At 38.6% G+C, this 21,838-nt stretch carries 20 protein-coding genes; 1 reads left to right on the forward strand and 19 read right to left on the reverse strand.

What is annotated here, in order from left to right; translation table 11 throughout:
* Positions 1–120: 120 nt before the first annotated feature.
* Positions 121–2,316, reverse strand: coding sequence for an ATP-binding protein (locus QNI22_RS26785; RefSeq protein ID WP_314515482.1), 2,196 nt, complete (start codon positions 2,314–2,316; stop codon positions 121–123).
* A 205-nt stretch (positions 2,317–2,521) separates the two neighbouring features.
* Positions 2,522–3,220 (reverse strand): LytR/AlgR family response regulator transcription factor, encoded by a 699-nt coding sequence (locus tag QNI22_RS26790; protein WP_314515484.1) that lies wholly within the window; start codon positions 3,218–3,220, stop codon positions 2,522–2,524.
* A gap of 159 nt (positions 3,221–3,379) precedes the next feature.
* Here QNI22_RS26790 and QNI22_RS26795 point away from each other — a divergent pair, with 159 nt between their 5' ends.
* Positions 3,380–4,333 carry an AraC family transcriptional regulator gene (locus QNI22_RS26795; RefSeq protein ID WP_314515486.1) on the forward strand — a complete coding sequence of 318 codons (954 nt, stop codon included), beginning with the start codon at positions 3,380–3,382 and terminating at the stop codon, positions 4,331–4,333.
* 739 nt (positions 4,334–5,072) lie between these two features.
* Here the strand turns inward: QNI22_RS26795 and QNI22_RS26800 are convergent.
* The 17 genes from QNI22_RS26800 to wecB all read right to left on the reverse strand — a co-directional run bounded on the left by QNI22_RS26800 (position 5,073) and on the right by wecB (position 21,736).
* Entirely contained in the window at positions 5,073–5,252 is a 180-nt protein-coding gene (locus QNI22_RS26800; protein WP_314515488.1) for a hypothetical protein, read from the reverse strand.
* A 428-nt stretch (positions 5,253–5,680) separates the two neighbouring features.
* On the reverse strand, positions 5,681–5,821 hold the full coding sequence (locus QNI22_RS26805; protein ID WP_314515490.1) for a hypothetical protein: 141 nt from the start codon (positions 5,819–5,821) through the stop codon (positions 5,681–5,683).
* Between the two features lie 60 nt (positions 5,822–5,881).
* Positions 5,882–6,415, reverse strand: coding sequence for a hypothetical protein (locus tag QNI22_RS26810; protein WP_314515491.1), 534 nt, complete (start codon positions 6,413–6,415; stop codon positions 5,882–5,884).
* 298 nt (positions 6,416–6,713) lie between these two features.
* On the reverse strand, positions 6,714–7,196 hold the full coding sequence (locus QNI22_RS26815) for a hypothetical protein (RefSeq protein WP_314515493.1): 483 nt from the start codon (positions 7,194–7,196) through the stop codon (positions 6,714–6,716).
* Positions 7,197–7,247: 51 nt separating this feature from the next.
* A complete protein-coding gene (locus QNI22_RS26820) occupies positions 7,248–7,781 on the reverse strand; it encodes a hypothetical protein (protein WP_314515495.1) in 534 nt (177 codons plus the stop codon).
* Between the two features lie 31 nt (positions 7,782–7,812).
* Entirely contained in the window at positions 7,813–8,385 is a 573-nt protein-coding gene (locus QNI22_RS26825; protein ID WP_314515497.1) for a hypothetical protein, read from the reverse strand.
* Positions 8,386–8,471: 86 nt separating this feature from the next.
* Complete coding sequence (gene serS, locus QNI22_RS26830; protein ID WP_314515499.1) at positions 8,472–9,746, reverse strand: serine--tRNA ligase; 1,275 nt, start codon at positions 9,744–9,746, stop codon at positions 8,472–8,474.
* 219 nt (positions 9,747–9,965) lie between these two features.
* The gene (locus tag QNI22_RS26835) at positions 9,966–11,321 is read right to left on the reverse strand and encodes an aspartate kinase (RefSeq protein WP_313986875.1); all 1,356 of its coding nucleotides are present in this window, start codon (positions 11,319–11,321) and stop codon (positions 9,966–9,968) included.
* 90 nt (positions 11,322–11,411) lie between these two features.
* Positions 11,412–11,888 (reverse strand): 6,7-dimethyl-8-ribityllumazine synthase, encoded by a 477-nt coding sequence (ribH, locus tag QNI22_RS26840; RefSeq protein WP_314003064.1) that lies wholly within the window; start codon positions 11,886–11,888, stop codon positions 11,412–11,414.
* 129 nt (positions 11,889–12,017) lie between these two features.
* Positions 12,018–12,722, reverse strand: a complete 705-nt coding sequence (locus QNI22_RS26845) for a tetratricopeptide repeat protein (protein ID WP_314515501.1) — start codon at positions 12,720–12,722, stop codon at positions 12,018–12,020.
* Between the two features lie 150 nt (positions 12,723–12,872).
* Positions 12,873–15,005, reverse strand: a complete 2,133-nt coding sequence (locus QNI22_RS26850; protein WP_314515502.1) for a Gfo/Idh/MocA family oxidoreductase — start codon at positions 15,003–15,005, stop codon at positions 12,873–12,875.
* Complete coding sequence (locus QNI22_RS26855; RefSeq protein ID WP_314515504.1) at positions 15,002–16,177, reverse strand: LTA synthase family protein; 1,176 nt, start codon at positions 16,175–16,177, stop codon at positions 15,002–15,004. Before QNI22_RS26855 ends, QNI22_RS26850 begins: the two co-directional genes overlap by 4 nt.
* Before the next feature lie 107 nt (positions 16,178–16,284).
* Positions 16,285–17,079, reverse strand: a complete 795-nt coding sequence (locus QNI22_RS26860) for a glycosyltransferase (protein WP_314515507.1) — start codon at positions 17,077–17,079, stop codon at positions 16,285–16,287.
* A gap of 64 nt (positions 17,080–17,143) precedes the next feature.
* Positions 17,144–18,412 (reverse strand): O-antigen ligase family protein, encoded by a 1,269-nt coding sequence (locus QNI22_RS26865; RefSeq protein ID WP_314515509.1) that lies wholly within the window; start codon positions 18,410–18,412, stop codon positions 17,144–17,146.
* Positions 18,354–19,514, reverse strand: a complete 1,161-nt coding sequence (locus QNI22_RS26870; RefSeq protein WP_314515511.1) for a glycosyltransferase family 4 protein — start codon at positions 19,512–19,514, stop codon at positions 18,354–18,356. The genes QNI22_RS26865 and QNI22_RS26870 overlap by 59 nt, the downstream gene beginning before the upstream one ends.
* Before the next feature lie 37 nt (positions 19,515–19,551).
* Positions 19,552–20,601, reverse strand: a complete 1,050-nt coding sequence (locus tag QNI22_RS26875) for a glycosyltransferase (protein ID WP_314515513.1) — start codon at positions 20,599–20,601, stop codon at positions 19,552–19,554.
* On the reverse strand, positions 20,594–21,736 hold the full coding sequence (gene wecB, locus QNI22_RS26880; RefSeq protein WP_314515515.1) for a non-hydrolyzing UDP-N-acetylglucosamine 2-epimerase: 1,143 nt from the start codon (positions 21,734–21,736) through the stop codon (positions 20,594–20,596). Before wecB ends, QNI22_RS26875 begins: the two co-directional genes overlap by 8 nt.
* Positions 21,737–21,838: the final 102 nt, after the last annotated feature.

A 21,838-nucleotide genomic window follows, 5' to 3' on the forward strand; every position in this document is an offset into this window, starting at 1 on the left:
AAAGGTACTAGACTCCTTCATATTACAGAGAGATAGAAAAAAGATGTTTTATGGCTTTACCTACAATACTATTACCATACACAAAATAAAGCGATAAACTCATTCTACAACAACTGCTACCTAACTCAATGACTGATAAAAATGATTGGCTTCTTCTAATGCCTGGGTGCAAATTTGCTTGAGAATAGTAACGTGAGCCAGTTGCTGTTCCTCATCACCCATATTTTCCTCGAGTGCTGTGAGATAGTCACCTAGCTGATCGGTCAAGCCCATAATGGATACGGTGGTTTTCATATTGTGGGCTACACGACGTACAATTGCAAAATCCTTTTTTATCAGAGAGGATTCTATAATTTCCAGTTCTTTAGGAAGGATCTCCAGAAACTGCAGTGTCATCATTTTTTCATATTCTTTGTCACCTTTGCTGATCTCTGATAAGTACTGCAGATCAATACAGGAATAGGTATGAGATACAATGTTAATGGAGTCCGGAGCCGTTTGCGAGTTCTTATCGGTTATCAGAAACTGATTAATCAACCCATACAGATCCTGCTCACGGACAGGTTTGCTAAGGTATTCGTTCATGCCATAACTGAGGCATTTTTCACGTTCGCCTGCCATTGCATGTGCTGTCATGGCAATGATGGGCACATCCAGCTTTAGTTCTCCCCGGATATGCTGGCTGGTTGTATAGCCATCCATTCGCGGCATCTGAATATCCATCAGTACCAGATCGTATTTTCGATCCTGCAAGTATGCCAATGCTTCTACACCATTACTGGCAACGTCATAAGATAGTTTCCACTGATTGAGTAGATGTTTAATCAGACTTTGATTCATCGTATTGTCATCAACCAGTAACAGATGAGCCTGTGTCAATTCGGTGCTTTCAGAATAGATAACATCTCTTGGTTGGGGAGCAGTAAATTGTTCGGCGGAGATCTGGTAAGGAATACAGAAATAGAATGTTGTACCTTTACCAACTTCACTCTCTACACTAATTTCTCCGCCCTGTATTTCTATCAATTCTTTGACAATAGAGAGTCCTAACCCTGTACCTCCATAATTACGGGTAGTAGAGTCTTCTGCCTGCTGAAACCGTTCAAATATGGCTGCTAATTTCTTTGTATCAATGCCGATACCCGTATCTCGTATAGAAAATCCCAGCCGGATGGTTGTATCTGTGGCACTTTTAGTAATGACCCGCACCGAGATATGTCCCTTTTCTGTAAATTTCAATGCATTCCCAAGCAGATTTACCAGGATCTGAGTCAGACGAGTGGCATCTCCAATAAGTGTGTCTGGTACAGATGCCTCAATATCTGTTTGAAGCACTAGCCCTTTTTCCCGCATTCGTTCACCAAACAAGGTTTCCACAGAGTGTACTAAGCCCCGTACACTAAAAGGATTTGCCTCAATACGCACCATCCCAGCCTCTATCTTAGACAAATCCAGAATATCGTTGACAATAGAAAGTAGGTTTTCTCCTGCTTTCTGAATAGAATCTGTAAAATCTGCTTGTGCTGCATCTTGTTTGTGACTTTTCAGCAGGTTTGTAAAGCCCAGAATCGCATTGAGTGGCGTTCGTATTTCGTGGCTCATATTTGCCAGGAAATTTTCCTTGACTCGGGCAGCTTCTCTTGCCTTCTTTTCCGATTCATCCAGTTTTACAATCAATTGGTTTTGTCGGCGAATCCGGTTTACTATAAACCAGAACCAACCACTGGCACTCACTACAATAAACGCAATCAGTATCCCACCCCAGGTACGCACCCTTTTGCTGCTTTCCTCTATCGAGTCACTGAGTTGTGTCATCAGTTGCTGGCGACTGTTATAGATACGACGTGTAGCCATACTGATTTCATTGGAAACTTCTCTCGCATGTGGATTGGAAATCAGGGTAGTATCATCCATCTTACCTGTATGCTTGTAACGGAAGAGGAGAAGATCCTTAGTGCTCCGTTTATTTTCGGCAATGACATGAAGCCGGTCTATATACTGAATCACTGTCTTATCCTTATCCATTGCCCGAAGTGTATCCAGATATGCCTCAATTTGAGAGATCTTTTCATCCACCTCACTCAGATGGGATATATCACTGGTTGCAATGGCTCCTCTTATTCTGCTTTCTACCCAATACATATCCCGCTCCATCTCTCTCAGATGGCTACTCAAACGAAGTTCGGTCAGTAACTTTTCATTGCCATCAATCAGTTGGTTAATGTTTTGGGAAGAGTTATACTGAATACCTATCAGCAGCAATGTGCCTATAATAAAAGCAGATAAAATAAGAACTATAAAGCGATTGCCAATCATATATGTATGAAAAGGAGCTGGTAAGATGACAGAGAAGGGTATCAACCCTTTTCAGGAAAATGTATGACACTTCACAAAATTCCTTGGTCAGACACACTTCTGTATATTCTGTATACAAAGCTCTGCATAAAGTGATAGGTTTCGAGTCGTCAATCGCTGAAAAAAGAAAAACTATCGGTGAATAAGGAGAATGAATAGGCAGAAGTTACAGGATATTCATTCGCTTGTTGAGCGTTTTGCGATACGCATCTGCAATAGGAATAAACTTATGCGCTACTACCGCACCTCCATCTTCCAGTGTATCTATTTTGCTGACTGCTACGATATACGACCGATGAATACGAATAAACTTCCCGGCAGGCAATCGCTCCTCTACAGACTTCAGGGTTGTATGGATCGCATAAAATTTCTGAGGAGTATGTAGTTTTACATAGTCGCCCATGGCTTCTGCATACAAAATATCATCTACCTTTAACCGACGCACAATGTGTGCATCCCGTATAAATATAAATTCATCATCTGACCACTTTACCTCTTCCCGGTTGCTTTCCAGAATTTCTTTCGCCTTTGCCATTGCCTGTTCAAATCGGGCGGGTACAACGGGCTTGACCAGATAGTCGGCTACATTGAGTTCAAATGCTTCTGCTGCATACTCTTTTTTGGACGTTGTAAAAATAATAACCGGACGGGCATTGCCCAGATTTCGGGTGAGTTCCAGACCACTCATACCGGGCATCTCAATATCCAGGAGCAGCAGATCTACCGGATTGTCCATCATATACGTGTAGGCTTCCATCGCATCACTACATTCGCCTACAATAGTCAGATCATTAACAGCACTTGCCAGACGGCTTAAAATAGATCGGGCTATCTTATTGTCATCAATGATTAAGGCTCTTATCATTTTATACACGAATATGATCTGACTTGTTATGGAATTTAACTGCCAAATATACTAGTTATAGCGAACATCTTCTTAGATTTATGACAGATGGTTAGGCAATATGCCTGTAGTCTGTCTCTTTCTATTCTGTATATTTACCACCTATTAGCATGCATGTCTATGGAATCCATACAATCCCGTCAGGAATATATAGCCCGTATCAACAAAGTAATAGACTATATCAAAAGTCATTTGGACGAAGAACTATCCGTCGATCATCTGGCAGAGGTTTCCTGTTTTTCCAAATTTCACTTTCATCGTATCTTCCGGTCTGTAGTAGGCGAAACTGTGAACCAGTTTGTTAAACGATCCCGAATAGAGCGGGCTGCTTTTTATCTTCGGAATAATCCCGGAAAGTCTGTTTCTGAAGTAGCTACAGACAGTGGATTTATCAATCTGGCTTCCTTTGCCCGTACCTTTCGGGAAACGACAGGAGCCAGCGCAACTGAATGGAAACAGAAGCTAATTTTTGAGAATAGCAAGAATTGCAAAACGGATCGCACTGACGGCAAAGTCATTCACTTTTACCCTACCTACCTTGCTTCCTCTAGTATAAACCAGGAAGCAAATATGATTCACACACCCAACAAGATTCAGGTAGAGATCCGGGAATTACCTGCTATGCATGTAGCCTATGTACGTTCACTATCTATCTCTCCACAAGATGGTCCTGCTTTTGAGCAACTGTTTGACAAACTGTTTAAATGGGCTGGTCCCAGAGGGTTCATTTATTTTCCTCAAACGAAGGCCCTAACAGTCTATCGCAGTAATCCGGAACTCAGTACAGATGGTAAAATGCAGGCTGATGTTTGTATTACAGTACCCGAAGGCACAGCCGGAGAAGGAGAAATTGGCATTGCTCAGATTTCAGGTGGCCAGTACGCGGTTATTCATCTGGAAGGCGATATTCGGGAAAGCGGAGAAGCCTGGACATATGTCTACAAGGAATGGCTTTCGGACAATGGCTATCAGCCAGACAACCGTAACTTTTACATTAATCATCTGAACAATCCGAAAGAGCATCCACAGCAACTGCATATGGTAGATATGTGTATTCCTGTGAAGCCTTTGTAAGGGTATTTACAAAAAAGGAATGGCCTCGGATTTTGGTTGGGAGGTCATTCCTTTTTATTAAAAACAAGATTTCGTCCGAAGAACGAGGACGTCAAAAAAATACACCCCTTAAGCCTTCCTGAAAGGAGCTTCCCTGTCGCTGTTCTCCTAAAAGAATCAGTCCTCATTCTGTCCTCTAAGAGCTTCTTCCTCGCTGCCTTTCTGCAAGAATCTTCCCGCCACGGCGAGACACGTATGGCAAATAGAGTTGCGCTCGGTTTCTGAGAGAAAAATACACTCCAATCGGAAAGGTCGCCGGCCTTATCACACATGTCCTGACAATGGCGGGAAGATCCTTACAGGAGAACAGTGCGGATCAATTGTAGTATATGGTTGACTAGAATACCAGCCACTTTCAGTAGTGACCGGTATTCTAGTCACCTTAAAGCAATATCCGAAGTATGGTCAATATAGGTGACGGACTGGAATTATGGTCAAAATGGTAATCGATGGTCAAGTGACTGGAAAACTGTTCAGCAAGGAAAGTGAACAGAAATCGAATCACTTTTACTTTTGACTGGTATTCTGTTCACTTTTTATTTTGACCATAGTTCCAGTCGCTTTTTGTTTTGACTGGAATACCAGTCATGTTGAAGAAATATTCGAACTCTGTTCATTTTTATCTTTGACCGGAAGTATAGTCATCTTTCAGAATGACTGATATTCTGTTCACGACAACAAAGGTATGATCAGCTTAACCTTATTTAGGTTGTGAGGAAGAAGCGAGTGCGGGCTGTCTGACGCCTTTGTTAAGCTTCTGGATAATTACCCGTGTCGTTTTCCAGAATATACTTGAGTAGATCTTCATTTCCTGATAGGTCTTGTCTGTTTTCCGATCCTGGAAATAATACAGATAGGTAACATACGAAACATTGTCCATTGGTTTGTAGCGAAAGGTAGCAAACCGATCTACGATATAGCGATACTTCTCTTTGTTAGGATAGAGAGAATCTATCTTGCGGTATTTGACAATCTGAAAAGGATACTTTTAAAATCTTACGCTTTCTATCTCTTGTAGTTGCTTTTGCAACTGTTCCACTTTTTGCAAAATCTCACAAACTGAAACAAATTTCTCCTCTAAATTGGAGGGGGTCGATTGAGAGAACTGTTCATTTTTCCAACTATAGATTAGATTTCACTGATACCCGCCTGCTAGCAAGTTTTGGAAATACTTTGCACATTGATAATCATTTTTACTACTTAGCTTTTAAAGTCAGCACTATATTTTCGCCGTTTACTTGTTGTTTTTTTACCTTTCATTTACTTGCTAAGTTAAGCAAGTTTTGTGTCCCGATTTTTAGGACCACCTCAAGGGATCTTGTTTGTGTTTTTCGTCTGAGTAATAGTGGAGTCACTTACGGCTAGTTGTTCCTGTTTGCTTTCTTTTGGACCACAGCTACAACAACCCATAACTATACTATATAACAGAAAGGTAACGATGGTTTTCATGAAGAGGAAATATTTGCTGAAGTCAGTGAGTGAACCTTACTGTTGATGAAATATACATCCCTAGTAAGAATAGTTCTGAAAAACTATATTTATACTTCTGGTAAATTCTTCATTGGCATTTATCATAGCCAGTTGAGAATCTCTATATTCTTTGTAAAGGAGCATAACTTTTCTTCTAAAATTGTATACTTCAAAGTGTATAGGAACTCTGTAAAATTCGATGAGTGGGATAATTTCTGATTGACGGATAGAATATATAATGATTTCAGGTATAAAATAAGGTTCTACAAGTTCTTCCAGCTCCGAAAGATTCTTTGGTGCACCCTGAAATATGGATTGTTCGCTAGTCAAACTTATTGATATATGTATTCCAATACCAGTTAAATCAATATCAAGCTCTTGAAGCAACTCATCTATAATATCCATGAATATACAACAGGTTTGCAGCACCTCTTTTGGTTTAAGAGTTTTGTAGTATTCTTTGCCCAGCAACTCATCTATATGAATGTCACAGGTATCTTTGCTAGCTGCTACTTTAGTAATACTTTTTATTAACCACTCCCGTGTTTTGTATCTACTTACTATTCCATCCATTATTGTTTAAGTAATGTTTTTGTCACTAACCTTGTATTATTGTAAAGACTTACTCAACCATTCACTCAACTACTAGTCTGATATCTTCTTTAGATGGCCCATTATTCCTAATTGAAAACTCCCGCCCTATCAGATGATTTATTCCTTGGGTGATAAGAACCCCATTTAGTTCTACTAAAGTATAGGTATATTTCATTGTAATCTATTTAAAAAAATGCCTCAGGTATACGTACTATAAGCATTCCTATCAATTTAGAAATTACAACATAGTATACCTGCAAGCTTAACCAATAGCAGTTTACGAGCCATACTCAGGAGAAAAACTCAGTTCAGATTTATGCAACTTAAAGATATAAGAAAGCTTTTCTTTATCACTAAAACCAAATTGGATAATGACATTTCCTTCTGTTAGCAATGTAAGTTGATGGTTAAAACAATACCTTGGGTAAAACCGCCAGTTGATGGAGGATTGGTTTAGTATTTCTATGATTTGATATAGAGTAGTATTTGGAAATATAATTCTTTTTTCTCCTTTCTCTGTTTCCACATAAAATCGTTTTCTTCCATCCACATCAAGATTGATAATACATATCTTATCATCTAAAAAAGAAAATTCAATCCCTTTATAGAAATAGGCATAAGTGGTCTTATCAGTAGTATCATAGTACCATCGTTTACCTAATTTTTCTTCACCTATTATAGCAGAGAATTCTTCAAATGACAGCCCCAACCAAAACTTTGGTAATGCTCCATACTTTAGAAAATCATTCACCTTTCTCATATAATCCTATTCATAAGAAACCTGCATCCGAGCTGGAATACTAACGCACAATCATTCTAACAAATAAAAGCTATCCCAAAATATTAGATCATCAAGAGTTACACATGCTTCTACCTCTTTCCCAAATTCAGGATCATATCTTTTTATGGATGTAGATACCTGTAAATCTTCATACTGCACCCAAAAAAGATTAGCCTTTTCAAAATATGCTTTAATCTCTTTTTCAAATCTCTCTTCTTTATGTGAATATGGACTTCCCTTCCATACTGTAAAATTTTTTATGGGTTCAGCAAACGGGTTCCTAATTTCATATTTAAAATAATGGGTACACAGATCTGAAACTTTGCTGAATTGGATAGTATAACGCACTTCATTATTGTTATACGGAGGCAAAAATACCTGAACAGATGCATATGGCGACCCTGGACCTTGAAATATAGAATATCTTCTACCATATCGCCTTACTAATAAATCTAGCTCCTCTGAAGGAAACCACTCTTTATGAACAAGCTCTCGGTAAAGATGAGGAGAGTTTGTTGCCAATTCGATAATCTGTTTTATGGTCTCTGATAACTTCTCTGTCATGGCAAAATACTATTACTGCTTATCTTTATGTTCATTCAGGAATATACTTATTTATCCAATTATGAAATGCATCCTGATAAAGCCCTTGTGCTTGTTTTATACTATCATCTGCTTCATCATTGGTCTCGATAGAATTTAGTTGAAATGTATGTAATACCCACGCTTTATACTCATGAGCACATGAACTGGAAATACAATCGCTCCCATCTTTGTAATAAGAAACTTTTTCCCAGTCTACCAAGGGTTCAGTGTCTAACGTTAAGAGCCTAACCAGTTCAACTAAATTTTGTGCAACCACATGGTAGCCACCCTCACTACCCAAAACTACAATGGGCATTTCTTCAAGGCTTTTGGTAGATTCATTAATCCAAAGTACATAGGTCGACCCAGTCCAATCTGCCTGAGCAAATTCGATCAATGAAGCAAGAAACTCTTCATCCTCTGAGTACGAACGAATTCCTTCATTCTGTAGTAAACAGAGTTGAAATCCCTCGGCATAGAATGAGCCTTCAGGAATAGTATCCTGAAAAGTGAGTAGCTGAACCAACGTATCTGGTACAGGCAAAGTCCCAAAGTTCTTTTGAAATTCAGTGAGAGAAAGCACATACAGAGAACATATTTACAAAAGAAAAGCCCTTCCACACAAATCAGATAGAAGGGCCTTTATGGAAAAACAACTAAACAGATCTGTTAAGAGATCATATCAAATTTTGTATAAGGCTGCAATACTTTTGGAATGCGAATACCTTCTGGTGTCTGGTTATTTTCCAGAATAGATGCTACAATACGAGGCAGAGCCAATGCACTTCCGTTAAGTGTATGCAACAACTGCGTTTTCTTGTTTTCATCCCGATAACGTAATTTCAGACGGTTAGCCTGATACGTTTCAAAGTTACTTACAGAGCTAACTTCCAGCCAGCGTTGCTGTGCTCCAGAGTATACTTCCATGTCATAGGTAAGAGCAGATGTAAAGCCCATATCGCCTCCACACAACCGAAGTACCCGGTAAGGCAGTTCCAGCTTTTGCAGCAATCCCTGTACATACTTGCTCATCTCTTCCAACGCATTGTATGAGTTTTCAGGCAATTCAATTCGTACAATCTCTACCTTATCAAACTGATGCAGACGGTTCAGACCACGCACGTGGGCACCCCAGGCACCGGCTTCTCTACGGAAACAAGGTGTAAACCCGGCATTTTTGACAGGTAGGCTTTTAGGTTCCAGAATGACATCCCGATACAGGTTGGTAATCGGTACTTCAGCTGTTGGAATCAGATAGAGTTCGTCTTCTGTTGCATAATACATCTGACCTTCCTTGTCAGGTAGCTGCCCTGTACCAAACCCAGAGTCTTTATTGATCAGGATAGGCGGTTGTATCTCTGTATATCCGGCTGTCTCGGCTTCATCCAGGAAAAACTGAATTAAGGCACGTTGCAGTTTAGCTCCTTTGCCTTTGTATACAGGGAATCCTGCACCCGTAATTTTGTTACCCAGTTCAAAATCAATGATATCATATTTTTTGATCAGGTCCCAGTGAGGAACAGCCTCTGGCCCTAGTTCAGGAATAGCACCATGTGCATAGACCACTTCATTGTCTTCTGCACTGCGTCCTTCGGGTACACTGCTATGAGGCAGGTTAGGCAAGGTAACCAGTACATCCTGTTGCTTTTGTTCCAGTTCTTTGAGGCTTTCTTCCAACACTTTGCTTTTCTCACGTAAAGAAGTCGCTTCTGCTTTTGCTTTTTCAGCTTCTTCCTTTTGCCCGTTTTTCATCAGACCCCCAATCTCTTTTGCCAGGTTATTGGCTTTCGCCAATGTTTGATCCAGTTCGTTTTGAGCCTGACGACGACGTTGGTCCAGGTCCAGCAGGTCGGCAACAGTCTCTTCTGCCTGCTTGAAGTGTTTTTTGTGCAGGGCTTTAATGACCTGCTCTGTATTTTCACGTATAAAGTTGAGTTGCAGCATTTTTCAATTTGTTAATGAATAAGTCTGTATAGTAAAAGGCTTGTTCGTTTTGCAAATAAACATACTTTACAAAGGTGAAAGAAAATACTGTAGAGAAAAAAATATCTTCACCTCATCCTTATCACCCTATAAATAAATTACGGATGGTTCAGAGCTAACAGATGTATAAATCTGTAAAGGCAATCTGCACCATCCGTATATAGTTGTTGTGATGTTAGCTTATGGAGCTGTGAAGATATTTTTCATAGCCTCTTCATAAAAAAACAATCGCTCGTTTAGTGCATTCAATGCCTGTGTTTTGTATTCAGTAGGAATCAATACAGATGTATTGTGTTCACTACCTCCATAAGCAACCATACGAAGCGGAATATTGGACAGTGCATCCAGTACACGTGTCACTATACCATTTTTATTGAAGGTAAAGTCTCCAACAATACAGATAATCGTTTGCTCTTTATCAACGTACACTGTACTGAATCTTTCCAGTTCCTCCTGGATAGCCTCCAGATGAGTTATGTTATCAATAGTCAGTGATACAGCTACCTCCGAAGTGGTTACCATATCTACCGGCGTTTTGTGCTTTTCAAATACCTCAAACACTTTACGCAGGAATCCATACGCCAGCAACATACGCGACGATCGGATCTGAATACTGGTAATACCATCTTTCGCTGCAATCGCTTTGATATCCTTGTTTACCGTCTGATTGCTGATCAGTGTACCAGGCGCTTCAGGCTGCATTGTATTCAGTAGACGTACCGGAATGTTACGTAAACGAGCCGGACGTATAGTAAACGGGTGAAGGATTTTTGCTCCGAAGTATGCTAACTCAGCAGCCTCATCAAAGGATATTTCACGTACAGGGAATGTACGCTTCACAATGCGAGGGTCATTGTTGTGCATGCCATCAATATCTGTCCAGATCTGAATTTCTTCAGAATAGGCAGCTGCCCCTACCAGCGATGCTGTATAGTCACTGCCACCCCGTTTCAGATTGTCAACTTCTCCACGAGGGTTACGACAGATATAGCCTTGTGTTACAATGATTTCTTTGTCTGCATGATACTTTAGCATTTCTCCTAACTTCTCTTCTATAAAGTCCAGCATTGGCTCATCATCTGCATCAATCTTCATAAACTCCAATGCAGGCAATAATACCGATTTTACTCCTTCTTCTTCCAGATACACAGTAAACATCTGAGTTGAAAGAATTTCTCCTTCTGCAGCAATCTCTTTCTCCTGTTTAAGCGTGAAAGGCTTCACTTTTACCAGTGAACGAATAAAGTTGAATTCATTGTCAATGATTTCCTTTCCCTTCTTATATGCTTCGTCTGTTTTATATAGTTCTTTTATAAACAACTCATAGTGAGCATACAGATTGTCTATCTTCTGTGTTGCTTCAGCATCGTTGTTCTGATAAAGAGATTCTGCGATGGAAAGAAGGGCATTGGTTGTACCGGATAGTGCCGATAATACAACAATTTTTTGTTTGCCGTCTTTGGTAATCAGATTTTTGATGGAGTGCATCCGTTCAGGTTTGCCAACAGAGGTACCACCGAATTTCCAGACTTGCATATTCTAGAAGAAATTAAAAGTAAGAATGAGAAATGATTTTTTTATTTAACGGGTGTTGATGATTCAATTTTGAAAAATCCTGAAGATTGTTTAGAAACCAAGCATTTTGATAGCTGTAACTGCAGCTTCATCACCTTTATTTCCGTGCTTTCCTCCAGCTCTGTCCAAGGCTTGTTCCTGTGTATTGGGAGTTAACACACCAAAAATTACAGGCTTGCTATATTTGAGACTTACATTGGTTATTCCCTGTGCTACTGCCTGACAGATAAAATCAAAGTGTTTGGTATCTCCCTGAATTACACAACCCAGACAGATCACCGCATCAATCTCATTGCGGGCAGCCATCCATTGTGCGCCTAAACTTAGTTCGAAGCTGCCCGGTACATTTTTACGGATAATATTTTCTGGTTTTGCACCCTCTTTGATCAAAGTGGCATAAGCTCCTTCATATAGTTTTTCTGTTACATCAGCATTCCACTCTGCTACTACAATAGCAAAGGTTTTGCTTTCGATCTTGACAGAATTCTTTAATTCGTATTCACTCAGGTTTTTCAGAGCAGTTGCCATAAAAGTTACTATTGAACGTCAAACAGAAAAAGGTTAGATTCTAATGTTAAAATATAGATAAACAAAAAAGGATAAAGCAGGTGCTTTATCCTTTTTTGGGTTTGGCCGGATGTTTTTTATACACACTAATTACCCTGCCAAACCCTGTAGCTTGGATTTATATTTCTTGGCAGTAATAGTCTCAGCAGAATCTTCGTAATTTGTAATGATCTTGTCATACGTTTCGATTGCTTTGTCATTCTGCTTAGCTATTTCATACGCAATACCCAACTTCAGCAAATAAGCTGGAGTAAAGAATTTGTTAGGCTCATAGTTAGCTGCTTTTTCATAATAAGAAATAGCTTCTTCTGGCTGTTTTTTCTCCAGATAGGCATCTCCTACCAGACTATAAGCACGAGCCTGTAATAAAAGATCACTAGAACTAAAATCTTTCAGATGAGTGATAGCATCATCGTATTTTCCTTGTTTCAACAAAGCAACACCAGCATAAAAATGGGCCAGTTTACCTGCTTTGGTACCACTGTATTCATCTGCGATTTTCAATAAACCATCGTTTACCCCATCTCCATTAAGCGCTTTTGTCAGTGAATCTGCTTCAAAATAGAGCACTGCGCGAAACATGTACTTCTGAGCTTCGGTTTCTTTATTCTGTGTGTAATACCGATAGAAAAAGATACCGCCTACCAGCAACACAACTGCTGCCAGTCCGCCTAAAAAGAGGTTGCGATTCCGTTGTACAAAATCTTCTGCTTGCTCCAAATTTAATTCAGGAGTTTCTTTGATCGGTTGTTCAACAGGCTCATTAACAGTTGCCTCTGGTGTTTTTTTTGCCATTGTTTTTTAAACAGATTTCTATTTTGAGAACTCAGAAATGCAGGGTTTACTAAAAAAAGGATTGATTTTTCCTTACCGTTTCCGAATGGGCTGCAAAGTTAGAATAAAAAAGATCTTTTTCACAAGGATTTCACTTTTTTTACATATTACTTACAATATAATCTGTTTCTCCCCACTTTGCAAGGATTTCAGAGCGGCAAAAGTAGCTTGCGTAGAGTTTACTATCTCCTGAAACCCAATAGGTTGAGTGCCTCCTTCTTTCAGAAAACGGATGTATTGTTCAAACTGGGCAGCATGTCCTTTATCCTGTTTTCCAGAGGCAGAAGAGAACCCTTTAAATCCATATCCTTCCAGCTTTCTGAAGTTATCCAGAATCAGCACACGTCCCTGCGAGTAGATTTCTATTCGTTCTTTGGAATAGGATTTGTTCCCATTGGCAAAATAGTTAACCACCCCTTGAGAACCATTGAGGCATTTTAGTGTAATAGAGGTATTATCTGTATTTTGAGAAGGAGATGTCCCCAGTGCAGAAGCAAACACCTCTCTGATTTCACTCCCTGCAAAAAACTGTACCAGATCAATAAAGTGACAACCCTCTCCAATAATTCGTCCTCCCCCAATAGCCATGTTCTGAGTCCAGTGATTAGCCGGAATAAAGCCTGCATTGACTGTAATTACAATATTTACAGGCTCGGACGTATTTCCCAAAAGCTTTTTAGCTTTTTGAGATAATGGAGCAAATCGTCGATTAAAACCAACCATTACCGATAAGGTACTTTTCTCTTTTTCAGCTATAACCTGTTGAAGTTCTTCTTCTATCAATACCAGTGGTTTCTCTACAAATACATGTTTTCCCGCCTGTAATGCCTGCACAGTTTGAGAAGCGTGCAAATTATGCTGAGTCGTAATTATAACAGACTGCACTGCTGAGTCAGATAGTACATCCTCATAACGGGTAGTACTTTGAGCAATAGCATGTTTCTGTGCCAAATGGGTTCCACTTACACCCGATGCACTTACAATATGCCGGATATCTGCCTTTATTTTACCCAAAGCTGGCAACAATGTCATCTTGGTAAAGTTTCCTGCACCCACAATCGCAATGGTACCCGTACCCGATTTACTTTTTGTATCTGATGTGGACTGTCCTATCTTAACAGACGTTGACCAGTCCGAATTTTCAGGATATTGCAGAATAGACGCGATAGAACGGCTATCTCCTATGTTGTTATAGATCTTCTGATATTCAGACAGATCTACTGCTTCAGTAATCAGACGTTTCACATCCAGTTGCCCTTTGGCAATAGCCTGCAGGATAGTCTGGAAGTTTCTGTTCTCTGTCCACCGTACAAACGAAAGCGGATAATCTACCCCTCGTTTTTCGTATTCCTCATCATATCGTCCAGGACCATACGAGCATGATACCTGAAACGATAACTCCTTCTCATAAAAATCTGCCCGTTTAATATCTAATCCTATTACACCTACCAACACAATACGTCCGCGTTTACGGCTCATCTGTGCGGCCTGCGATATCAGTTCATCGCTTTTGGTTGAGGCAGTTATAATAACCGCATCTGCACCAATACCCTCTGTAAGTCCGGCCACTGTCTTTACAGGATCAGTACCATCTGCCAGATTAAAGGCATGTACGCCTTTGTCCTGAGCTAGTGCCACTTTTTGTGCATCAAAGTCGAAGCCTATCACGTTACAACCATTTGCCAGCAGCAACTCACAGGTAATTAACCCTATCAGTCCCAATCCGGATACAACGACTGTTTCTCCCAATGTTGGATTAACCAGACGTATGCCCTGCAAACCAATAGATCCGATAACTGTAAAGGCAGCTTCTTCATAGGATACTTTATCTGGAATTTTTGTTACCAGATTACGGGGTACACACACTATCTCTGCATGAGGACCATTGGAAGCCACTCTATCCCCAGGTTTGAGATCTGCAATACCTTCTCCTACCTCTACAACTTCACCTGCGTTACAATAGCCCAATGGTAAAGGTTCTCCCAATCGTGTAAAGACGGCTTCGAGAGTAGGGATTAAACCATCTGATTTTATTTTATCAAGTACCTGTTTTACCCGGTCAGGTTGTTGACGAGCTTTTTCAATAAGACTGGAACGTCCAAATTCGACCAGCATCTTCTCGGTTCCTAATGACACCAGTGAACGATGTGTACGAATTAAGACATGTCCTTTACGAATCAGAGGACGAGGAACATCCTCCAGTATGGTTTCACCTGTTTTAAAAGATTGAATGATTTGCTTCATGCTTTGTCAGCAGTATTCTGAATAATTGTTTTCTGATAAATTCGTTTTCCCAATTCGGTTTGTAAGAACAATTGTACTATTACACAGACAATCGCTACAAACGAGCCAAACATATAAGCTTGTATAGGCGGAAAATAGGGCGTAAATGATATTGAGCAAACAGCAATCAAAATTGCCCACCAGTAATATTTTCGATAGAATATCCAGACCAAGAGTACTAATCCAATAATAGCACTTACATAACTAAGCCATAAAGGTTGATCAATAAAATATCCAATTGAAAATGATTGAAAGAAGTTGAGAGTTGCATTTTTAATAAGCATCAAGGGAGACTCTTTTGCTATATGAATAAATTCACTACGGGAAATTTCCTGGTATTGAGTCGCAACAGTGTCATTGTAATAACTTCCTCCAAAACCCATATTCAATGTTTTACCAGTTTTGGTCTGATACAATAAATAGCCATTATTATCTGTTAGTCCGGACATATATGGGTTGGGATAACCTCCGATTCCAATATAGAAAGTATGCCAGGGATTCTTTTTTGTTGGCGTATTAAAAACGAAAATTGTTACAATAAAAACCAATAGTGCACCAATACTGTATATCCGTTTCTCCTTTAGAAGAAAAAATAAAAGAACAAAGAGGCACACAAAAAGTATAGTAGGTCTGGCAAGGAAAGCAAAAGCCATAAAAACAGCAATAAGGAACGTGCCATATCGGTATTTTTCATTTTTGTTTAGCAAATATCTCACAGCGAAGATTGTTGGGATAACTTGCAGGACATAGTAAAAAGGAAATGTCACAAAATAAATAATTAGTGGATTCACAACATACAGTACTGTATATATCCAAAATTCACTCCACGAACGTGCAGTCTGTAATAATAACAAGGAAACCAGTATATGTATCAAAATTTGCAATGATTCTGTAGCCTGAATATCACCCTGCCAGAAAAAGATTTTCTTTGCAACAATTATAAAATATACATATCCAATAGGGTTATGATTATAATTGTTTAAAGCATCTGACTTTTTAAAATGATAAGAATCTCTTTCACCAGCTGGCATATATTTAAAATGCCAACAATCACTTTCACTAATCCGGAATCCTTTGCCCATCTCAAAGTTTGTTGCAGCAGAAAAGAAAGGTGCTGTCCATATAGGTGACATTTGAGTGGGATTGTTAAAAAGATAACAAGCAAAACAGGTAAAGATCAATACAAGAACCGTGATGAGGCTTTTTTTTCCGAATAGGTTAGAATACATGTATATAAATTTCAAATAGATTCTTCAGATCTTTTACTGTTCAATGATTTCTCCACCTTGTATCTTTTAAAAAGATTATAATGGTTTGATATATGCAAAAGTTGTAGAGGTGTATAAAACACATCTTTCAAACCAATTTTTGACCCATCTGCATGTATCCATCGTTGTAAAGGATATTCATAGATTAATTGCTGCACATTTGCTGCACCATAGTGAATCTTCATTCGCAGAAAGATTTCTACGTCAAACAACCACTTACTTACAAATGGCTTAGAAAAACAGAACTCTGCCAAATTACGTGTAAACACTTTTGCACCACATTGTGTGTCATAAAAAGGCATCCTGAGTATGGTACTAATCAGTGTGGCAATAAAACGGCCTATATAATGACGATAAGTCTCTCTGCTTATGTCTGCACCCATACGTTTGATACGGGATCCGCATACAATCGAAAAAACAGAATTGTTAGACAAATAATCTACAACGTATGTGTATTCTTCCAGCGATGTTGAAAGATCAGCATCAAGATATCCTATATACTGAATATTTACCATATTCAATAAATTATTAATTCCAGTACGTACAGCTTCTGCTTTTCCTGAATTTTGAGATAATGTGACTATCTCTATCCTTTCAGGGTACCTACAAGCCTTTTTTAATGTTTCAAGTTGTTGTAAGGTATTATCTTTGCTCCCATCATTTACAAAGCAAAGAACATAATCCATATGTTCTTTATTAAACTGAACAAATTCTGTAACTTTTAGACGACTCGCTTCATTATAACAGGGTATTACTATACCTATCATGTATTCAGTATCTAGAGATTATTAATTTAAAATTCATAGTATATATTACACAGATCTGTTGTTTTTATTTTAGATAAATTGGAATCTGAGTCTCTGAGTAATGTAAATAATAGAACATGATAACAAACCAAGGAAAGAACATAAACTGTCCTGGATTAAAATTATTCTCAAAGAGTGGAATTAAAATCACAGGAGGCAAAAACACATATTTAGAAGAATGTTTAAGTGCAAAGATCCAAATAGTCCGCAAGGGAAAAAAGACCATAAAGAATACAAATATCAAATATCCGCTTCCAAAAAGAAGCTCATAATAAGAGTTATGCAGATTGATTTTTAACTTTCTCGGATTATAATTGGGATTAAGTCTTAACAAAGCTTCTTTGAATGAATAAAATCCGAATCCTGTAAGCATAGTTTCTGGATAATTACTCATAGATTCAAAACAAAGATTAGCTAATTTCTCTCGCGATTCTCCTTCCTTTAATTGTTTTTCTGTCTTATTTAATCGTTTATTTAATGCTGATTCCGGATCACCATAGAGTTGAAAAATTAGCAAGAAAACTAATAAAACGGAGAATAATTTGATGGCAAGATGTGTATTAGAGTTTCGCAATATAAAAATTAGAAATCCCAAAGAAAATGTAAGGTATCCACTCCTGGAGCCACTAATTGATAACAATATAATTGCAAGTGGAGTTAGAATACGAATAAACCAAAGATGTTTATTTGAAAGGGAAGAATCATTCCTGTAGAGGTCCAAACTTGTTAGCAAAAACATAGCACAAGCCCATCCATAATGGTTGTTAGCAAAACCACCAACAGAATCCCCATAAATATCTTTTTCGCCTAAACTGCCTGAGAATAAAAATGCAATAACTGGAAATCCATAAACAAGATTAAATACACGAAGAATCAGTATAAGTAAATCTTCTTTATCTATATTTCTATAGAGGTAAAGAATACTATAATTGATATATATCAGGAAAGGAATAAGGTTAAAGAATTTTTCAAAAGACGAGAAAAAATTGAAACTGAAGGGTATTACATATATATTCAGTAGAATAAAGACCCACATCTGCCAGGAGTTTCCTCCTTTAACACCAAAGATCTGCTTCCTTGTCATTGAAAACAAGTAATAAAGGGAACCTACCAACAACACAATACGCAAAGGCTTTGTAATACTATTGGATACCATCCCTGTGAGACCTGCAAGCCAATAAGAGATTACCACTGAACTAATATTTATAACAAAAAGCTTCCAATTCCAGTCATTCTTAGGAGCCTGAAGAAGTTCTTTCTGAGGCGTTTCTATAGGTATAGTGGCTGATAACATCTTGTAAAATGGCTAATAGTTCCTGATACATCACATATTTGGAAAACTTCTTAACAAAGCTTTCTCCATTACTCACTTTATCCTTACGCTGCTCAATAGCAGTAATACAATTCTCGATAACCTGTGATAATTCATTAGGGTTGCCCGGTGATACAAGCCAACCATTTTTTCCATGATCCAGTACTTCCGGAATACCACCAACAGCAGTACTTACAACAGGTAGGCCACATGCCAGAGCTTCTATGTTAGCAACACCTAGTGCTTCCTGCAGGGCAGGTACACAGAAGATATCACATTCATACATCAGCTGTTTGACATTGTCTGGTGATTGCTCTCCCTTCCAGTCTAGTTGCAGATTGCTTTTTCCAATAAAATAAGATTCAATCAATGGTTTAAATCTCTCTTCTGGTCCTACAACAGTAACCAGAAATCTAAATCTGTCCAGCAAAGCTAATGCATCTGTCAGTGTTTGTAAATTTCCTCGCTTAAAATCTGCCTTAACAAATAATATACGGATTGGCAGCAAAAACGGACGATCGGCCTGAAACTTATTTTTGGATAAATCAATCGATTTATATAAACGCGTCACTTTTTGAGGATGACCATAAGCAGCAATCACCTTCTCAGTCAAGAAATCAGAGTTGGTTAGGATATGCTGATGATACTTCACGGATAACTTTTCGCACTTCCGAAATAAAAACCGTTTCAACCACATTGAGTTAGCTTTGAAATTACTCCAACCAATAATGATGTTGTTATCATCATTGATCATCCCAACGGTAGGCTCTTTGGAAACTATCGCACTCCACAGGCCAATGAACGAATTATTATATAATAACACATCATAGGCAAACTCCTTTTGTATCTTTTGTGCAGCATTGTGATAAATAAACATCCGAAAGAACTGACTCAGCAACTTCAGAAAACGAGGCAACCGAACCTCAACAGGATAGACATTTGTATGTGGTTTTGTGATATCCTCTGTTACTATGCGTATCTCATGTTCCGGATACAATGTATTGATCTCCAGAATCAGGTTAGCAAACTTGGCAGGTCCATTAGTAACGTTTTCAAAAGAATTGGTACAAAGAAGAATCTTCATAATAGTAGGTAATTATACAAAGAAGGCGCTCTTTCTCTCATTTCATCCGGAAGTGGTGTGCTTTCAATAATTTGTCTTCAACGGCCTCCCATGTAAATTTCTCCAAAAGTTGTGTATCAAACACATAGGATTTTTTTAAGCGTAACCAATCATTCATTATCTGTTTGTAATCTGAGTCATAAAAGGATGACATAATGTATCCCAGATTATGGTCTTTTACAAAGCTTGATATTTTTACTTCCTGATTAATAATTACTGGTGTTCCAGCCTGGATAGCATCATATATTTTATTCGGGCTTGCATTAATATTATTCTCATTGATAGGCTCATACAGAGATAATATATAATCACACTGAGAAGCTACCTGCATAGTAGTACGTTGAGGTAATACACCCAGAAACTCAACCTGTGGATGTTGGGATAATTCTTTTGTCATTTCATCATATACCCATCCCGCCATTTTAACCTTTAATGCGGAATCAAGGCGCAGAAGCTGAAGTAGTAACTCTGTGCCACGCACTTTACTCATAGACCCATTATAAAAAACCAGTAATTCATCTGAGTTACTGATTTTCTTTACTTCTTCTCTAAACCGATAAGGATAATTCTCGACCACAACAGTCTTTCCATGAAAGGGTGTTGGCAATAACTGCTTTCTGTTATCATCTGTGACAATAATCACTTTAGGTGTTTTGTAACAGAGAGACGCCAGCCATGTATTTTTATTTTTGGCACGAAGAAAAATAGAATCAAACACATCCAGTACAATTTTTTTTCGACTCCACCACAGAAAAGGAAAAAATATTAATAAGAGATTCTCATTGATAACATGAATAGACTGGTATGGCCGAAAGAGAAATGCTCTCAAAAAGAGAAGATAATATTTCAGAAAAACAAAAGGACTTTTATGATGTCCTTTTACTACCAGAAACTGACGACAATACTCTTTTACAAATGACTGTTCTGTACTTTTGCCTATTCCAATGTAGATAATATCAAACTGTGAGGATAATGTCTTTACTTCTTTGTTAATGCGTGTGTCAGACCCATCGTTGATAGAAATGTATAGTAACCGGGGTTTAGTCATTCGATCCTTGTTTTTTTGAAGCTAGTGTTTCCAGGAATGTAATAATTCGTTCGGTGGCTTTGCCATCTCCATATGGATTTGTTGATTGAGCCATTCGTGTATAGGTAGTTTCATCTTCCAGTAATTCTGACACGCCGGCTATAATTCGCGTAGCATTAGCTCCTACCAGTTTTACCGTTCCGGCCTCCACAGCTTCAGGTCGTTCAGTAGTGTCACGCATTACTAATACAGGTTTACCAAGTCCTGGAGCTTCCTCCTGCACGCCGCCAGAATCTGTCAGAATTAGAAAAGCATTTTTCATAACAAAGATGAAATCTTCATACGAAAGCGATTCTACGAGATGAATATTCGGAAAGTTTCCGATAATCTCGTAAACAGGCTTCTGCACATTGGGATTCAGATGTACGGGATACAAAATTTCCAGATGAGGATACTTCTGCGCCAGTGTAGCCAATGCTTGACAAATTTCAATAAAGCCTTGTCCGAAATTTTCCCGGCGATGCCCTGTTACTAGGAGAATCTTCTGTTTTTCAAGAATACTTTTTTCTAACGCAGTGCCTTTCCACTTTTCGGAAAGTTGCGTAACCTGCCCTGCCATCTGTAGTAAAGCATCAATAACTGTATTGCCTGTCTGAAGTATATTATCGAAAGGAACTCCTTCTTTTTTTAGGACTTCTACATTACGGAGTGTTGGAGCAAAATGATAGGTTGCGAGTCGGGAAACCATTACCCGATTTGCCTCTTCTGGAAAAGGAGCTTGTAAATTTCCTGTGCGTAAGCCTGCTTCTACATGTCCTACAGGAATACCAGCATAAAAAGCAGCTAAAGTAGTCGCAAAACAGGTAGTTGTATCACCGTGTACCAATACCAGATCAGGACGAAATTCGGTAAACACAGAACGAATACTTAACAGAATGCGGCTCGTTATATCTGAAAGATCTTGTCCCGGCTGCATAATAGCCAGATCATAATCAGGTTTCAATTTGAAGATATCCAGAACCTGAGCAAGAAGTTCACGATGTTGGCCTGTTACACACAGTTTATGTGTAAAGTTTAGATTTGCATTGAGTTTTTGTACCAGCACAGCCATTTTAATGGCTTCAGGCCGAGTACCAAAAACGGAGAGTATTTTCATAAATGATTTATTACACAAAATGAGCTATATATCAGATACCACTCCGATACACTACCCTTTGATGGCTGATTGTGTTGCAAAATAGGACAAAACTCCTGATTT

The organism is Xanthocytophaga agilis (assembly GCF_030068605.1).
In the GTDB taxonomy this organism is placed as follows: Bacteria; Bacteroidota; Bacteroidia; order Cytophagales; family 172606-1; genus Xanthocytophaga; species Xanthocytophaga agilis.

Excerpts from the sequence above, each read along its gene's own strand:
- ribH (WP_314003064.1), bottom strand. The coding sequence starts at position 11,888 with ATGGCAACTGCTCTGAAAAACCTGAGTGAATACGAATTAAAGAATTCT.
- QNI22_RS26810 (WP_314515491.1), bottom strand. The coding sequence starts at position 6,415 with ATGGATGGAATAGTAAGTAGATACAAAACACGGGAGTGGTTAATAAAA.
- QNI22_RS26835 (WP_313986875.1), bottom strand. The coding sequence starts at position 11,321 with ATGCAAGTCTGGAAATTCGGTGGTACCTCTGTTGGCAAACCTGAACGG.
- wecB (WP_314515515.1), bottom strand. The coding sequence starts at position 21,736 with ATGAAAATACTCTCCGTTTTTGGTACTCGGCCTGAAGCCATTAAAATG.
- QNI22_RS26850 (WP_314515502.1), bottom strand. The coding sequence starts at position 15,005 with ATGAAGCAAATCATTCAATCTTTTAAAACAGGTGAAACCATACTGGAG.
- serS (WP_314515499.1), bottom strand. The coding sequence starts at position 9,746 with ATGCTGCAACTCAACTTTATACGTGAAAATACAGAGCAGGTCATTAAA.
- QNI22_RS26865 (WP_314515509.1), bottom strand. The coding sequence starts at position 18,412 with ATGTTATCAGCCACTATACCTATAGAAACGCCTCAGAAAGAACTTCTT.
- QNI22_RS26870 (WP_314515511.1), bottom strand. The coding sequence starts at position 19,514 with ATGAAGATTCTTCTTTGTACCAATTCTTTTGAAAACGTTACTAATGGA.
- QNI22_RS26800 (WP_314515488.1), bottom strand. The coding sequence starts at position 5,252 with ATGGACAATGTTTCGTATGTTACCTATCTGTATTATTTCCAGGATCGG.
- QNI22_RS26805 (WP_314515490.1), bottom strand. The coding sequence starts at position 5,821 with ATGAAAACCATCGTTACCTTTCTGTTATATAGTATAGTTATGGGTTGT.
- QNI22_RS26815 (WP_314515493.1), bottom strand. The coding sequence starts at position 7,196 with ATGAGAAAGGTGAATGATTTTCTAAAGTATGGAGCATTACCAAAGTTT.
- QNI22_RS26790 (WP_314515484.1), bottom strand. The coding sequence starts at position 3,220 with ATGATAAGAGCCTTAATCATTGATGACAATAAGATAGCCCGATCTATT.
- QNI22_RS26785 (WP_314515482.1), bottom strand. The coding sequence starts at position 2,316 with ATGATTGGCAATCGCTTTATAGTTCTTATTTTATCTGCTTTTATTATA.
- QNI22_RS26795 (WP_314515486.1), top strand. The coding sequence starts at position 3,380 with ATGGAATCCATACAATCCCGTCAGGAATATATAGCCCGTATCAACAAA.
- QNI22_RS26855 (WP_314515504.1), bottom strand. The coding sequence starts at position 16,177 with ATGTCACCTATATGGACAGCACCTTTCTTTTCTGCTGCAACAAACTTT.
- QNI22_RS26875 (WP_314515513.1), bottom strand. The coding sequence starts at position 20,601 with ATGACTAAACCCCGGTTACTATACATTTCTATCAACGATGGGTCTGAC.
- QNI22_RS26820 (WP_314515495.1), bottom strand. The coding sequence starts at position 7,781 with ATGACAGAGAAGTTATCAGAGACCATAAAACAGATTATCGAATTGGCA.
- QNI22_RS26845 (WP_314515501.1), bottom strand. The coding sequence starts at position 12,722 with ATGGCAAAAAAAACACCAGAGGCAACTGTTAATGAGCCTGTTGAACAA.
- QNI22_RS26860 (WP_314515507.1), bottom strand. The coding sequence starts at position 17,079 with ATGATAGGTATAGTAATACCCTGTTATAATGAAGCGAGTCGTCTAAAA.